Annotated in this window: 14 protein-coding genes and 1 other RNA gene; all 15 read right to left on the reverse strand. The window is 29.1% G+C overall.

Annotated elements, in window-relative coordinates; all coding sequences use genetic code 4:
* Positions 1-8: 8 nt before the first annotated feature.
* The 15 genes from mgtE to ASO20_RS01320 all read right to left on the reverse strand — a co-directional run bounded on the left by mgtE (position 9) and on the right by ASO20_RS01320 (position 15,340).
* Complete coding sequence (gene mgtE / locus ASO20_RS01250; RefSeq protein WP_085056135.1) at positions 9-1,496, reverse strand: magnesium transporter; 1,488 nt, start codon at positions 1,494-1,496, stop codon at positions 9-11.
* Positions 1,483-2,100, reverse strand: coding sequence for a diadenylate cyclase (locus ASO20_RS01255; protein WP_085056137.1), 618 nt, complete (start codon positions 2,098-2,100; stop codon positions 1,483-1,485). Before ASO20_RS01255 ends, mgtE begins: the two co-directional genes overlap by 14 nt.
* A gap of 58 nt (positions 2,101-2,158) precedes the next feature.
* Positions 2,159-2,535: a transfer-messenger RNA gene (gene ssrA / locus ASO20_RS01260) on the reverse strand.
* A 97-nt stretch (positions 2,536-2,632) separates the two neighbouring features.
* Complete coding sequence (smpB, locus tag ASO20_RS01265) at positions 2,633-3,058, reverse strand: SsrA-binding protein SmpB (protein ID WP_085056139.1); 426 nt, start codon at positions 3,056-3,058, stop codon at positions 2,633-2,635.
* Entirely contained in the window at positions 3,049-5,325 is a 2,277-nt protein-coding gene (gene rnr, locus ASO20_RS01270) for a ribonuclease R (protein ID WP_085056140.1), read from the reverse strand. Before rnr ends, smpB begins: the two co-directional genes overlap by 10 nt.
* A gap of 9 nt (positions 5,326-5,334) precedes the next feature.
* Positions 5,335-5,595: a preprotein translocase subunit SecG gene (gene secG, locus ASO20_RS01275; RefSeq protein WP_085056142.1), complete on the reverse strand. Its 261-nt coding sequence runs from the start codon at positions 5,593-5,595 to the stop codon at positions 5,335-5,337.
* 69 nt (positions 5,596-5,664) lie between these two features.
* Positions 5,665-6,228: a DNA-binding protein WhiA gene (gene whiA, locus ASO20_RS01280; RefSeq protein WP_335338221.1), complete on the reverse strand. Its 564-nt coding sequence runs from the start codon at positions 6,226-6,228 to the stop codon at positions 5,665-5,667.
* A gap of 5 nt (positions 6,229-6,233) precedes the next feature.
* Positions 6,234-6,584 (reverse strand): hypothetical protein, encoded by a 351-nt coding sequence (locus ASO20_RS01285; RefSeq protein WP_085056145.1) that lies wholly within the window; start codon positions 6,582-6,584, stop codon positions 6,234-6,236.
* The gene (gene trxB / locus ASO20_RS01290; RefSeq protein ID WP_232297040.1) at positions 6,577-7,491 is read right to left on the reverse strand and encodes a thioredoxin-disulfide reductase; all 915 of its coding nucleotides are present in this window, start codon (positions 7,489-7,491) and stop codon (positions 6,577-6,579) included. Before trxB ends, ASO20_RS01285 begins: the two co-directional genes overlap by 8 nt.
* A 1-nt stretch (position 7,492) precedes the next feature.
* Complete coding sequence (gene lgt, locus ASO20_RS01295) at positions 7,493-8,491, reverse strand: prolipoprotein diacylglyceryl transferase (protein ID WP_085056147.1); 999 nt, start codon at positions 8,489-8,491, stop codon at positions 7,493-7,495.
* Positions 8,492-8,530: 39 nt separating this feature from the next.
* On the reverse strand, positions 8,531-9,520 hold the full coding sequence (gene hprK / locus ASO20_RS01300; RefSeq protein ID WP_085056149.1) for an HPr(Ser) kinase/phosphatase: 990 nt from the start codon (positions 9,518-9,520) through the stop codon (positions 8,531-8,533).
* Positions 9,521-9,543: 23 nt separating this feature from the next.
* A complete protein-coding gene (gene uvrA, locus ASO20_RS01305; protein WP_232297041.1) occupies positions 9,544-12,405 on the reverse strand; it encodes an excinuclease ABC subunit UvrA in 2,862 nt (953 codons plus the stop codon).
* A complete protein-coding gene (locus tag ASO20_RS01310) occupies positions 12,380-13,351 on the reverse strand; it encodes a phosphotransacetylase (protein ID WP_085056150.1) in 972 nt (323 codons plus the stop codon). Before ASO20_RS01310 ends, uvrA begins: the two co-directional genes overlap by 26 nt.
* Before the next feature lie 56 nt (positions 13,352-13,407).
* Positions 13,408-15,126, reverse strand: coding sequence for a hypothetical protein (locus ASO20_RS01315; RefSeq protein ID WP_085056152.1), 1,719 nt, complete (start codon positions 15,124-15,126; stop codon positions 13,408-13,410).
* Positions 15,110-15,340, reverse strand: coding sequence for a hypothetical protein (locus tag ASO20_RS01320; protein ID WP_085056154.1), 231 nt, complete (start codon positions 15,338-15,340; stop codon positions 15,110-15,112). The genes ASO20_RS01315 and ASO20_RS01320 overlap by 17 nt, the downstream gene beginning before the upstream one ends.
* Positions 15,341-15,375: the final 35 nt, after the last annotated feature.

Genomic DNA, 15,375 nt, shown 5'->3' on the forward strand with positions numbered 1-15,375 from the left:
ATTAACTCCTATACTCCTTGCAAGACATGGAATACGATCATTGAAATCGAAAAGAAAACGGCCGTACTAATGGCATCTGTTAAAGTCGTTAATAACGGTGCTGCCATTACGGCTGGGTCTTGCTTAATTTTATGAGCTAAAATTGGTAAAGAAGCTCCGACAAATTTAACGATTGAAACGATGACCATCAATGCTAATGTTGTTGAAAGCATACTTTTTCAAGCATCGACATCTATTCCTAAAAATCCATGATTAGGTGCTGGAGGATTATGTATTGAAAGAATGTAATAATAAGCTAGCATTCTTAAAAAATTAAAAAATGATAAAAAGATCCCAACAAAGATTGATGTCTTATATTCTTTAACAACTATTTTTCAATAATCTTTAATTGTTATTTCACCAAGCGCTAACGCTCGAAGAACAACTGTACTACTTTGACAACCAGCATTTCCAGCTGTTCCCGAAATAACTGGTAGAATTGGAACTAAAATAGCCGTAAAGATTGTGTCATGAAGAAACGAAATATTGCGCAGTACAGAGTCGCTTTGGTATACATTAGCAAATATTTGCAAAACAGTTTGACTCAGAGTTGCTGAAACCATTAAAAAAACTAATCATTTTAAACGAGATTTAGCCATGCTAAATGGACCAATTTGCAAATAATTTTTATCTGCTATCTCTGCTATCGGAGTAATACCAGCACCTTTTTCAAAGTCCTCAGTAACCTCTTCTTCCATAATTTCTCAAACATCATCGTAACTAATAATACCAACTAGTCTTTTCTTTTCATCAACAACTGGAATTTCATCTATTTCATATTTTTGGAACATATTTGAGACAACTTCGCGATCATCATTTGCAAAAACATATAATGGGTTTGGTTGCATGATTCCTTTAATTGACTCTTGTCTACTTGCAAAAAAAATATCTTTTAAATTAACAACCCCTACTAATTCTTCATTCTCATCAACAACATAATAAGAATTTAAAGCATGACAAAGTTCAGGTTCATTTTTGATTTTTTGAATTGCGTCACGTATTTTATCTTTTGTATTTAATGAGACAAATTTTACATGAGAATATGAACCTGCAGATTCCTTTGGGTATTTTAAAAATTCGCGTAAATGTTTTGCTGTTTTTGTATCACATGAATCAAGAATTTTACCTACTAGATTTTCTGGTAACGTTTCTAACATGCCAACAATGTCACTTGTTCTAATAGATGCAACCGTTAATTTAATTTCGTCACGTGTCAAGCAATCAATAATTTGTTGACGTAATTCGTCATTTAAATCCATAAAAATTTCAGCAGTAACTGATGGTTTCAATGAACGGAAAACAAATAAAATATCAATTAATTCAAAATCATTTAACACTTCTGAAACATCAACATAATTGTTATCTTCAACAAACGCTCTTAAGGCATTTATATCACGATTCTCAATTAAACCATGCAAAGATTTAGTTAATTCTTTTTTATTATTAATGTTCTGCATTTTTAGTCACTCTTAAATCGCTATCTGAATATCCAATATGACGATAAATCACGTTTACTAAATCCATAAAGTCATCAACAGCAATTAATGTTCCTTTAGTGGCGTAAGAAATTTGTCCTGTCGTTTCACTAACCACAATGGGTAAAGCATCATATTGTTCGCTCAAACCAATTGCTGCACGGTGACGAGAACCGTATTTTGAAGAGATTTTTTTATTTGTTGTTGGCAAGTACGAGCTTGCAGAAATTATTTTATCGCGATCAATAATGATTGCTCCATCATGCAACGGAGAATTTTTTTGAAAAATTGCCAATATCAATTGAACATTAACATCTGAATTAATAATTACTCCCAAGTTAACAAAGTTAGCTAGTGAATTTTGTTTTTGCACAACAATTAAAGCTCCTAATTTTTGAGCAGATAGCTCACGTGTTGATTCAGCGATTCTTAATGCTATTTGGCGTTTGATGCTAATATAATTTTTGCGAGATGATAAATTTTTTACTCTTGTTAAAATTCTATTTAAAGAATTTCCTATCAACATTACTACGAGAATGGAAAGCGTAACACTTGAAATAACTATAATAACAATTTCATTTGACATGCATTCCCCCAATAAATAATTACCATTTAACTACTTTATAATAAATAAAATACTTAAATGGTGGAGATGATGGGATTCGAACCCATTTCTACCTAGCAATTCATATAAAGCTCTACAGTTTAGTTTTATTTTTCAATTTAATTTTAAGAAGATATAAAAACTAACTTTTTAAAATATAGTCATAAATGTTTTGTAATTAGATGACGCTAATTACAATGATCCTATTAAAGACAGACCTAATAATTCTCATAGGCATAAAATTATTAGACCATTTCTTAATTTTTTAATTAAGCTGCGAATGCGCAAGCTTGGCTATTTCTAGCACTTAAGAAATTTACAAAATTAGATTTTGCAGTTATATTTTTTTTACCTTTAGGTTTGTAAGACCACTGCTCTTCATACTTCATGCTAAATATCAACTCCTAAAACATCCCCATTTAGCATACTCAGTTACTAACATTTATAAAATATATGCAAATAACCTATAATATATTATATAAAAAATGGTTACTTTCCAAAATTAATAGTGTATTTAATTTCGGTTTAAACGATCCAAATCGCGTTTTTTAATCGTTTCACGCTTATCATGTATTTTTTTTGGACGAGCTAGAGCGATTTCAATTTTTATAAGGGAATTTACAAAAAAAGCTTTTATTGGAATAATTTGAAGCTTCTTAACTTTTGCTTCATGCTCAAATTTCAATATCTCTTGTTTATTTAGTAATAATTGCCTTGTTTGGCGTGGTTCATGGTCAAAAAAACCTGATTGATAATGGGCAATGTGGGTGTTTAGTAAGAATGCTTCACCATTCCTAATAGTTACATAGGATTCACTTAAATCTATACCATTTTTTGCAATAGATTTAACTTCTGAACCTTTTAGAACTACGCCTGCATTTATAGATTCTAAGATTTCATAATTAAAATATGCATTTCTATTTTTTGCAATTAATCTCATTTTTTCTTGTTTTTATCAAAACTTCTTTTATTATCTCTTCTATCTGATTTTCCAAATTCACGACGTTCTCCGAAATTGCGTCTTGGACGATCACCAAATGGTTTTTCTCGATCAAAACTTCTTTCTGGACGATCACCAAATTCTCTTTTGTTTTCTAAATTTTGCTCTCCATTATTTGAAAAATTATTTGTTGAATCTAAATTATCACCAAATGGTTTTCTTGGATAATCATTGCGGTCTCTATATTGTCTTGGTCCGCGATTTCTATCACGTCTCTTAAAATCGTTATTATTATCACGATTAAATCTGTTGTTTTTGTTATTTGTCATTTTATTATGTAATTCGAGTTGTTCTGTTAAAACTAAATCGATTCTCCCTTGTTGTTTTATAATTTGTAAAATACTTACTTCTACTTCGTCACCAATTTTTAGTACTTTTCCATGTTTCTCACCAGTTAATTCCATCTTAGCTTCATTAAAAATATATCTATCGTCATGCATGTTTTTTAAACTTATTAAACCTTGCGCAATTCCGTTGATTTCAACAAAAAATCCAAATGCTGTAATTGTAGATATAAATCCTTTGCATGATTGGTGTTTAAATTTGTTCATGTATTCAGAAATTTTAATTTCTTTAGTTTTTCATTCGCACTCCATCGCTCTAGTTTCAGTTTTGTTACACTGTTCACAAATAGATAACATTAAGTCGCGATCGTTTGCAAAAATTCCAGTTTCTTTTTTTGTTAATGCATATTTTAGTAAACGGTGAACAATTAAATCTGGGTAACGACGAATTGGTGAAGTGAAATGAGTATAGTTTTTACTAGATAAACCGTAGTGACCTATGTTTTGAATGTCATAACGAGCTTTTTCCATGCATCGTAATATTAAATTGGCGAAAATATTATAATTTGGGCGATTATGAATTTTGTCACATAGCAATGTTATATCTTTTTGTGGGATGTGGTTACGTTCTTTTTTATTTTCCCCAATAATTTCGATTATTTGATTATAATTCTTAATTTTTTTAGCACTTGGTTCATCGTGAATACGATAAATTGAATTAAACTTACTTTTTGACAAAAAAGTAGCTGTTGCTTCATTGGCTAAAACCATGAATTGTTCAATCATTTTCTCAGCATCTTTTCTTACACGATTAACAACGTCAATTGTTCGTCCTGTCTGATCAAGAATAACTTTAGATTCGGCAGCTTCAAAACTAATCATGCCATTTTTTTCTTTATCAATTCTTACTTTTTCATAAAGTTCGCGAGCAACATTTAACATTTTTGTTAATTCCGGTGTATATAATTCTTGAATATTACCCTCGAACAATTCATTAACTTCATCATAATTTAAGCGATGATGAGAATAAATAAATGATTTATAAATTTTATAACTTTCCATTTTTCCATTTTCATCAACTATAATTTCAGCAGTCATAGTTAATTTTTTTGTATTCGGATTTAAACTACATAAATCATCACTTAATTCGTGAGGTAACATTGGCACAACTGAACCAGGAATATAAACACTTGTTCCGCGTGTTAGAGCATCACTATCAATAGCAGTACCTTCCTTTACGTAATGACTTACATCCGCTATTGAAACATTTAATAAATATTTTTCTCCCTGTTTTTCAATATAAATTGAATCATCTAAATCTTTAGCGTCTTTTCCATCAATAGTAACCAATAACTTATCTGTTAGATCAACGCGATCTTGTTCATCAGCTACATTGTATTTCAAATTCTTAGCATAATTAATGGTTTCATCTGAAAAATCCGTTGGAATATCTGATGCATATACAACACTAAATATGTCCACGCCTGGGTCATTTACATTACCTAAATCTCTAATAATGTCACATGTAATATTTTCATTATTAAATGAAACTGGGCGAACAATTATTTTGTTTTTTTCGCGAATTTTTTCAATTCCTTTTACTATCAATGGTAAAGGAATTTTTGCGTCATCTGCTTCAAAAATTTTATTGCCGTCTTTATCTTTTTTAACTATTCCTGCAATTAATCTAACATTACGGTTAATAATTTTAGTAATCTTAGCCGCTAATTCTTCTGGTTTTCTTTCATCTTTTATCAATACAGCTTCAACTATGTCTCCACTTCATGCACCATTTACATTCATTGGAGCAACAAAGAACACCTTATCACTATCTGGAGTTGAAATAAAACCAAACTTTCTTTCTTTTAATACAAAACTACCCGTTATTATATCGTCTACTTTGTACTCTTTATTATCTTTCATTTCTAACCTCTAAATCGAAATTATACTAAATGCTAAACAAATGGACACTATAAAAGTAAATAAAAGAAATAACACTCCTAAATAAAATGTAATTTGATTCGTTTTCTTTTCTGGAATACTTTCTTTGGAATTTTGGAAAAGGTTAGAATCTGATGTTCCTGTTAAAGTTCCACCTAATCCTTGAGCCTTTCCACCTTGTAATAAAACTATGATAACAATAATGATACTTATTATAATTAAGATAATTTGTACTAGTAGTCCTACTTGCATTTAACTTTCCTATTCTCAAACTTTCATATACATTTTAAACTATTTTTAACATTATTCCTATGAATAAATCTATTGACTTTTGTTATATATCTCATTTATCTTTCTTAAAGAGTAATTTACAACTTCCTTAGAAATGTTTTCGCCATATCTTTCATTGTATAAATTGGCAATTTCTTGATTAGATAATTGATTATTTTCAATTTTTAATTGAATAATTTTTTCATCTTTTTGACTAAAATGATTTTGTTTGTTTTTTGCAATAATTTGTTTTCACATTGAACTATACTTAACAGATGCTTGTATAGTTTTATTTTGGTTACTTATGTCTATATTATTTAATCGATTAACACTTGTATATAAATCTCTTTCTATACGTTTTTCCTCATATTTAAACATACATTCAAAACAACCTAGGAATTTTAAAAAATCTGAAATATCCTCTGCTCGCTTGATATAAATAATGTCTTTATTTTGGCGATTAAATTTTTTAAAATTGAAATTTTTCTTCATAATTTCTACATACTTTTCTGAGTCATTTAAGTTACTGATTTGAATTTCAAGATGATAAAATCGTGAAGATGGAGAATTGATACTTCCTCATGCTAAAAAAAATGCAATAGATCATTCATAAATTTCTCTTACTTCATTATTTTTTTATTTTTGATAGTAATGTTATTTAGTTTTTGTTCTAACGACTCAATGTTTAAAAGGTATAGCAAATAATTTTTGTGCTGTTTTACTCCTGTTGTTTCAATTAATAAGTCTTCAATGATGACTTCCGGAAAATATTTTTTTGTGGAAGCGTATAAAAGTTTTATTAATTTGTGCAAACTAGATTTTATGCAAATTTTCGTTTTTCCGTTTTCGATCACAATAGATGCAAAAGCTTTAACAATTTTTAGAAAAAATTCTACATTAAAATCTTTATCAATTTTTGATAATATTTCTTGTTTAACTTCTTGAGTAAAAGACAATTTATTGTTATTCATTTAATGAGTGAATTATTTCTTGTGCAGCAATTGCTCCATCAGCAACAGCTGTTGCTATTTGACGCAAACTTTTTTTAACTACATCTCCGCCAGAATATAATTTTTTAACATTAGTTTCCATTTTTTCATTTACAATTATGTAATTATTTTCATCCAAAATATTTAAATCCTTGAGAAAATTCGTAGCAGGAATAGAACCAATTAGCGGGAAAACAATTTCAATCGGAATTTCTTTTTCAATATTATCCAAAATATTTTTAACTTTAAGAGAAATTATTTCTTTACCATTTCCAACAAATTCGGTAACAATTGTGTTTGTTATCATTTCGATTTTATGGTGTTTCTTGACTTTTTCAACGACCATTTTATCAGCACGAAATTTATCTGTTCGATGGATTAAATAAACCTTTGTTGCAAAAGAGGTTAAATAAAGCGCCTCTTCTAATGCTGAATTACCTCCACCAACAACAATCATTTCTTTATTTTTATACAAAGCTGCATCACAAACTGCACAATATGAAATCCCTTTTCCGTAATATTCTTCCTCGCCCGGAACTCCCAATTTTCTCTCCGATGTTCCCGTTGCAATGAATATCGACTTAGTAATAATACTCTCACCTGTTGTTGATATTATAAAATTGTCATCTTTAGATTTTTCAATTTTTTCAACAAAATATGGTTGATAATCAACTTCCAACTCCTGAATTTGGTCAAACATTATCATAGATAACTCCGTACCATCAATTTTTTTGACACCAGGATAATTTTCCACTCATGAAGTTTTTACCATTTTGCCACCCGGTGCACTTCCTTCAATAATTGCTACTTTTAAATTTCCACGTAGTGCATATAGAGCACATGTCATTCCGGCTGGTCCAGCACCAATAATAGCTAAATCGTATAACAAACTATTCCCCTTTTAAAATCTTGTCTAAATTAACATTACCTATTTGATTATCTATGTCATTATTTGAACTTGTTTCAATGCCTGCGGTTGATTCAATTTTAGGTTTTAATTTTACTAATAAAATTTTACCTAAATCGATCTTAATTTTCATTTCTTTTCTATATGAAATATTAGAAATAATTCTTAAATTATATTTTTTAAATACATTTACAATAATAATTCCAATAATTCCGATAATTAAAAAAACACAACTTAAAAAAATTGAAATTGGAAATCCGCCAATTCTCATAATAAAATCAGAGTATCTAAAAGGTTCTAAAATTAATCTTGCACATCCGTATCAAGCAAAGTAAGCAAAGAATAAACTACCATTTACATTTTTAAATAATTTTATTTTCGGTAATATAAAAACTATAACAATAAACCCAATTAAATTTGTAGAACTTTCTATTAGGAATAATGGTACACGAACTATTCCTGATCCCTCTCATGGCAAATGTAAATAATTTTTAATAAATGGTGGCAATCATGACCAATAATGATTAGTATCTATTGGTCCCAAAATTTCCTGATTAAAGAAATTTCCTCATCTCCCCAAAGCTTGTCCTATTAAAACACCTGGCATTATAGCATCGGCATATTTTCAAATAGAAACTTCGTATTTTCTAGAGTAATGACGAAATCAAATAAATCCTGAAATTAATCCTCCAATTACTCCACCCTCAATAGCAATTCCTCCACGAGAAATATCTAGAACTTGCATAAAATTGCTATATTGTGATAAATCTCCTAGAACATATCATATTCTGGCAAAAATGATTGAAGTCGGTAAAAGCACATAGATAAAATTTTCTACAGGTTTAGTTGGAAGTTGTAAACGTTTTGTGCGTCAAATTGCAATTCCATAAGCAGTTATAAAAGCTAAAAAAATAAAAATTGAATATCAAGAAATATTCCATGAACCTATTGAAAATGCTATTTTTATATCACTTAGAAACATAATATGCATATTCTATATGTTTTTTAAAAAAAATAAAAATTAGTCTTCTAATTCTTCATTCATTAATTTGTTCAAATTATCAGTCAATTCTTGAACAGAATTATATCCTTCATCCTGAAATTTTTTATGCAAAACAGCAGCCTCGACAATAGCTCACATCAATCTACCTTCGGTGACTGGTAAGCGGTAATAAGCAATTTTTTCATCTAAAAGTTTTTTAGTTTCGTACTTATAATTAACTCGTTCAACTTCATTCAATTCAGTACTTTTAACAAGTTCAATAATAATATTGACATGCGTATCCTCAATAATTTTTTGCGAACCATACATTTTTTTTAAATTAATAATTCCTATACCACGAACTTCAATTAAATTAGCTATGCTTTTTGGAGCACGAGCAGATAAACCTTGAGTTCCGTAATAAACTATAGTTCTATCGTCGCTTACAAAATAATGACCACGATGTATTAATGATAGAGCCAACTCACTTTTCCCAATTCCGCTTTCACCTTGTATAATCACACCCTGATTAAAAATATTCATACATGTGCCATGAATTTCATCAGTTTGACCAATTCGTTCATTCAAAAAAGGGATCAATTTAAATGCTAATATATATGTTCTATCTGAATAATAAAAAACTGGTATATCGTATTTCTTAGCATGCTCTAAAACTAAATTTTCATATTTAAACCTCTTGCAACAAATAATGCAGGGGGGTTTTAAATTAAATAAATTTTCAAGCATTTTTTCTTGTGAAAATTTTCTATCAAAAATTCCGTGTTGAGATAATCTTTCAAGATATTCATTTTCAGTTTGACCTAAAACAACTACACTATCAATTGTTTTGTGTAAACTAACATTAACAAATTCCATTCCTATTCTCTTAACGTTCGTATAAATAATTTTATTTTTTTGATGATGCTCTGAATAAAAAAGTGGTTCAAATTGCATGTAATTTACTACATCTCGCAAGGGAACAAATTTTTTAGAAACAGTTTTATTGGTATTATTTTTTATCGATTTCATTACAATTAAATTTTATATAAGAATTATCGTTGTTTATTCAAAACACTCCTAATAAATTGACCAGTAATTGATTTCGGATTATCTGCAATTTCTTCAGGCGTTCCTTGGGCAACAACTATCCCACCTAATCTACCACCTTCAGGACCCATATCAATAACGTGGTCAACACATTTAATCACATCAAGATTGTGTTCAATAACGATAACGGAATCTCCGTGATCAACTATTCTTTGTAAGATTTTTAATAACTTGTTAATATCTTCAAAATGCAATCCTGTTGTTGGTTCATCTAGAACATAAACTGTTTTACCTGTTGCTTTTTTTAAAAGCTCAGATGCTAATTTAACTCTTTGGGCTTCCCCGCCTGATAATTCTGTAGCTGGTTGACCTAACTTTATATAACCTAAACCTACATCACATAATGTTTGAATACCATTTTTTAATTGAGGGTGGTTTTGAAAAAATTCTAATGCTTCTTCAACAGTTAGTTGTAAAACATCATATATATTTTTACCTCGATATTTAATTTTTAACGTTGCTTCATTAAATCTTTTCCCATGACATTCCTCACAAACCACATAAACATCAGGTAAAAAATGCATCGAAATTTTTAAAAATCCTTCTCCACAACATCTCTCACATCTACCACCAGCAACATTAAAAGAAAAACGACCTTTAACAAATCCTTGAGCTTTTGCTTCAACAGCATTAGCAAATAAATCTCGAATGTAAGTAAATAAATTAGTATATGTTGCTGGATTAGATCTTGGAGTTCTTCCTATTGGATCTTGCGAAATATTTATAATTTTATCTATTTGATCTAACCCTTTAACTGAACTATATTTTCCTATATTAGAAACTTTTAAGTGCAAACTTTTCTGGACAGCTTTTGTAAATATTTCATTAATTAATGTAGATTTCCCTGAACCGCTAACCCCTGTAACGGCAACAAATCTTTTTAGAGGGATTTTAACACTTATATTTTTTAAATTATTTTCTTGACATCCAATTAATTCTATATATCTAGTTGGTTCAATTCTTCTTTTATTAGGAATTTCGATTTTCTTTTTACCAGATAAATATTGACCAGTTATTGATTCATCACTATTCAATATTTCTTCATACGTCCCAGAGAATACTACTTTCCCACCATGAACTCCAGCACCTGGACCAATATCTATTACATGATCTGCTTCTAGCATCGTTTCTTCATCATGCTCAACAACAATAAGTGTATTCCCTAAGTCACGCATTTCCTTTAATGTTTTTATCAATTTACCGTTATCACGCTGATGAAGTCCAATTGATGGTTCATCAAGCACATATAAAACTCCTGAAAGTTGTGAACCTATTTGAGTTGCTAATCTAATTCTTTGTGATTCCCCGCCTGACAATGTCGAGGAATTACGACTTAATTCCAAGTATGTTAAACCTACATTATTTAAAAATAATAAACGTGATTCAATTTCTTTTAAAACTAAATTAGCAATTTGTTGTTCTGTTTCCTGTAATTTTAATTTTTGAAAAAAATTAAGACATTCTTCAATTGTTAAATTTGTTATTTCTCAAATATTAAGTTTATCAATTTTGATTGTTAATGCTGACTCGTTTAGTCTTTTTCCGTTACATTGTGGACAAATTTTTTCTGATAATAAATTAGTATAGTATTCTCTAGCTTGCTGAGAATTCGTTTCAAAGTATCTTCTTTCGATTTTCTTACCAATTCCTTCAATTAAACCAGTTCTTGAAACGCTTGAACGATTAGAAATTACTTGATAAGTAATTTCTTCGTTCGTACCCTCCATTATTATTATTCGTTCTTTTTCAGTTAATTCATTGTATGGTGTATCAAGAGATATGTTGTAATGATTACAAACTGCTGCACACATTTCATATTCATAACCAGTAATTAAATCTTTTTCATTTTTGATAAAAGGAATCGCTCCGCCCTTAATACTCTTATCCGGAAATTCAACAATTTTTTCCTCATCATATTGAAGAATTGCTCCAATACCATTGCATTTTTGGCAAGCACCAATTGGAGAATTAAAAGAAAACAAGCGAGGTTCAAGTTCGGGTAAAGAAAATCCGCAAACCTTACAGCTATGATGTTTTGAATAAAGTTTATCTTCTTTTGTATCAACATTCGAAACCAATAAATAACCTTTAGAGTATTGAAAACCGACTTCTAGCGCTTCAGATAAGCGAGCAATATTGTCATCTGTTTTGTCAAGAATAACACGATCAACCACAATTTCGATATCATGTGATTTATTTTTTTCTAAATTAATTTCGTCGTCAAGAGAATAAATATTTCCATTAATACGAACTCGTAAAAATCCATCTTTTCTTAGATTATCCAATTCTAATTTATGAGTCCCTTTTTGTTTTTTAATAATAGGTGACAAAATTAAAATACTTGTTCCGTTTTCGTAAGTCAAAATTTGTTGTAAAACTTCTTTAGATGTTTGTCGCTCAATTAAGCCGTGACCATGTGGACAATATGCTTTACCAACGCGAGCGAATAATAATCTCAAATAATCATAAATTTCTGTCGTTGTTCCGACAGTACTTCGGGGATTATGAGATGTTGTTTTTTGGTCAATCGAAATAGCTGGAGCTAAACCACCAATGTAATCCACATCTGGTTTATCTGCCATTCCTAAAAATTGACGTGCATAAGTACTTAATGATTCAACATAACGACGTTGACCTTCAGCATAAATGGTATCAAAAGCTAGTGAAGATTTTCCTGAACCACTTAAACCGGTAAAAACGATTATTTTATTTTTCGGGATAGTAATATCAACATTTTTAAGATTATGAGCACGAGCCCCTTTAATTGTGATAAAATTTTGATTATTTATTGCGTTTTGCTTCATCATATACAACCTTAGAAGCCATTATAATTCCTGTATTATAAATATCTTGTCATGTAGCTCCACGAGATAAATCACTAATTGGTCTTCTTAAACCTACAAGAACTGGTCCTAATGCTAAAAAACCACCCAACTGCTGAGCAATTTTGTAACCTATATTTCCAGCATTCAAATCTGGAAAAACAAAAATATTTATTTTTCCTTCCATTTTTGAAGTTGGGAATTTTTTCTTTCTTGTAGCAAGATCAAATGCGGCATCGAATTGCATTTCACCTTCGATGTTATCGGAAATTGATGTTTCTTTTAGTAAAGAAACTGCTTTTTGTACTTTTTCAACTTCTAGAGATTTTGCTGAACCGTTTGTTGAAAAACTTAATAAAGCTGCTTTTTTAGGGATATTAAATATTGAACCGAAATCAAAAATTTGCTGGGTAATTTCAACCAAATCTTCGGAAGTTGGATTAATATTTGCTGAAACATCACCAAAAACATATAACTGTTCATTTTTATTAAGAACCATGCAAGATGATGCTTTTTTAAAATTAGGGGTTGTTCTTGTGACTTGAAAAGAGGCACGGATAATATCACTTGAAGGATAAGATGATCCACCAACAAACGTGTCAGCTTCACCAATTTCAAGAAGCAACAAAGCAAAATATATTGGATTTTTCATTAATTTTTCTAATTCTTCGATTGTGTTTTTATTTTGACGAATTTCTTTAAATTTTTCCAACATTTCATTATGTTTTGAATAATTATTTGGATCAATAGTAATTAGTTTAGGATGCTTCTTACTTGTTATTAAAATTGGAAGATAAATGTTTTCATTCAACGCTAATTCGCAAGCTTTAATAACTCTATCGTCTTCTCCATCCGGAAAAACGACTTTTACTTGTCTCCTGCCTAAAATTTTTTCATTAATACTTCTATCTAGAAGTTGAATAAAATTCATAATACTCCCTTTATGTTAAAAATAGATACAACAATACAATTATATTATTTAATTTATTATTTGTTAATTACTTTTGGGACTGTATGTTGAGTTGGAATTGATGATAAAGCAATAGCTAATAAAAATACGAACATTAAGATTCCAATTAAAACAATATGTTCAATTATTGAGTTTGTAATAACTACATCAGAATGTAAATTAAAGATGTAAACAGTTAAAGCGATTAAAACAACTATTGGAATAATTAATAAAAGAATCATCGCTACTCAAAATGGCGTCTTTGTTAAGAAATACTTCATTAAAGAATAAGCTATTATTGATAAACCGATTGCTCCAATTGTTATTGCGATAGAAATTAAAAAAACATTTAATTGTAAACTTCCCATATCTGCCGTGAAATTTGTTGTTAAATTGCTAATTCAAACAAAAATAATCCCAGCAATCAAGAACAATGCAAGTGATATTTCAATAATTGGACCAGTTCTAAAAACACTTCGAATGTTTCCGAATAGTAAAAAATATTTTATTTTCCTAAAAATGTAAATTAGGAAAATATTTTGAAAAATTACTAAAATTAATAACAAATTACATATAATTCAGAAATTAATCTCATACATCAAAATAATTACTAAATTTGTAGCAAAAAAAGTTGACAAACCAAAAGTTAATAATAGGAATACAAGATAAGAAATTATTCGTTTTGATTGAAATTTTTCCCTTAAATTATCTAAAACACCGTGAAAAATAAATGAAATGACAAAAACTAATGCAACTATCAATGACGCTATAATACCTATAGCTATTATGCTAACTTTATGTAATGATGCAATCATATCTGGAAGTAAATAAAATCATATTGGTCCGTTTTGTGGATTGTATGCTTTATTTAAGTACGTTGAAATTGAATTAATTCCTAATTCCCCTGCTGTATGTCCAACAACTAAAGCGAACAACAATGAAGATAATAATCCAAAAAAAATAGCAAACAAGGAAATAATTACTGAAGTACAATTTACATCTTGGTTTTGGTTTGAAAACTTAGAAAAAGAAGTTATCGCACCAGTTCCTAAAATAAATGTTAGTAGCGATTGACTAAATGCATCTTGTCAAATGTCAAATTTTGTCAAGTTATCCCACTTAGAGGTAAAAAAATAATCTACTCCATTAATTGAGCCGTGCTGAATAAATAAAAAAGCGATTAATAAAACTGTTACTCCAAATAACAAAAACGCAAATAACGTTCCAATTCATTGTAATCCTTTTCTCATTCCAATTAAGGCAAACAAGAAAGTTAAAACAATAACACCAAGAACAGCAAAAATAGCAAATTCACTAATGTTATTAATAGTATCGCTATTTGTTGCAATATTAAAATAAGAGGTTTTTGAAATAAAATTATTTGAATCAAATGAATTAATAAAACCAACAACTGCTCATCCAACAACTCCAACCAAATAAATTCCAATTAATCATGATGTTAATGTTTGAATTCATCCAAGTATTTCAAAACGATTAGCTATCCTTTTGAAAGCTGTTGTGATAGACGATTGTTCTCTTTTACCAATATTAGTTTCTAAAATTACCATCGGAATAGTTATAAAAACTATACCCACTATAAATGGAATAAAAAAGACTACCCCATACTTTGCAATTAAATCAGGAAATCGAAATAATTCAATTCCCATTACTAAAACCATTAATGAACCTACAAGACCAAATTTCGTCATTTTTAATTTTGTCTTTACTTTTAGTAAATTATTAATAATTTGCATCATCTTCAATACCTTTTAAATTTGGTGAAATTTGTTCCAATCTTCGATCAACATCTTTTTTAATTTCTGTATAAAAATCATTTACTACCTGATCGTTTATTGGTTTTTTTGACATTTTATTATTTACAAATGCAACATAAAGCGCTATATAGGTACTTACAAGAATAAGTGTTATTCCCCCTAAAATAGTTAATCACAATAAAGCTTCTAATTTCATAATTCTTTTTCTATTATACTAATAAGTACTCTCTT

Source organism: Mycoplasma sp. (ex Biomphalaria glabrata) (assembly GCF_001484045.1).
Taxonomy (GTDB): Bacteria; Bacillota_I; Bacilli_A; order Mycoplasmatales.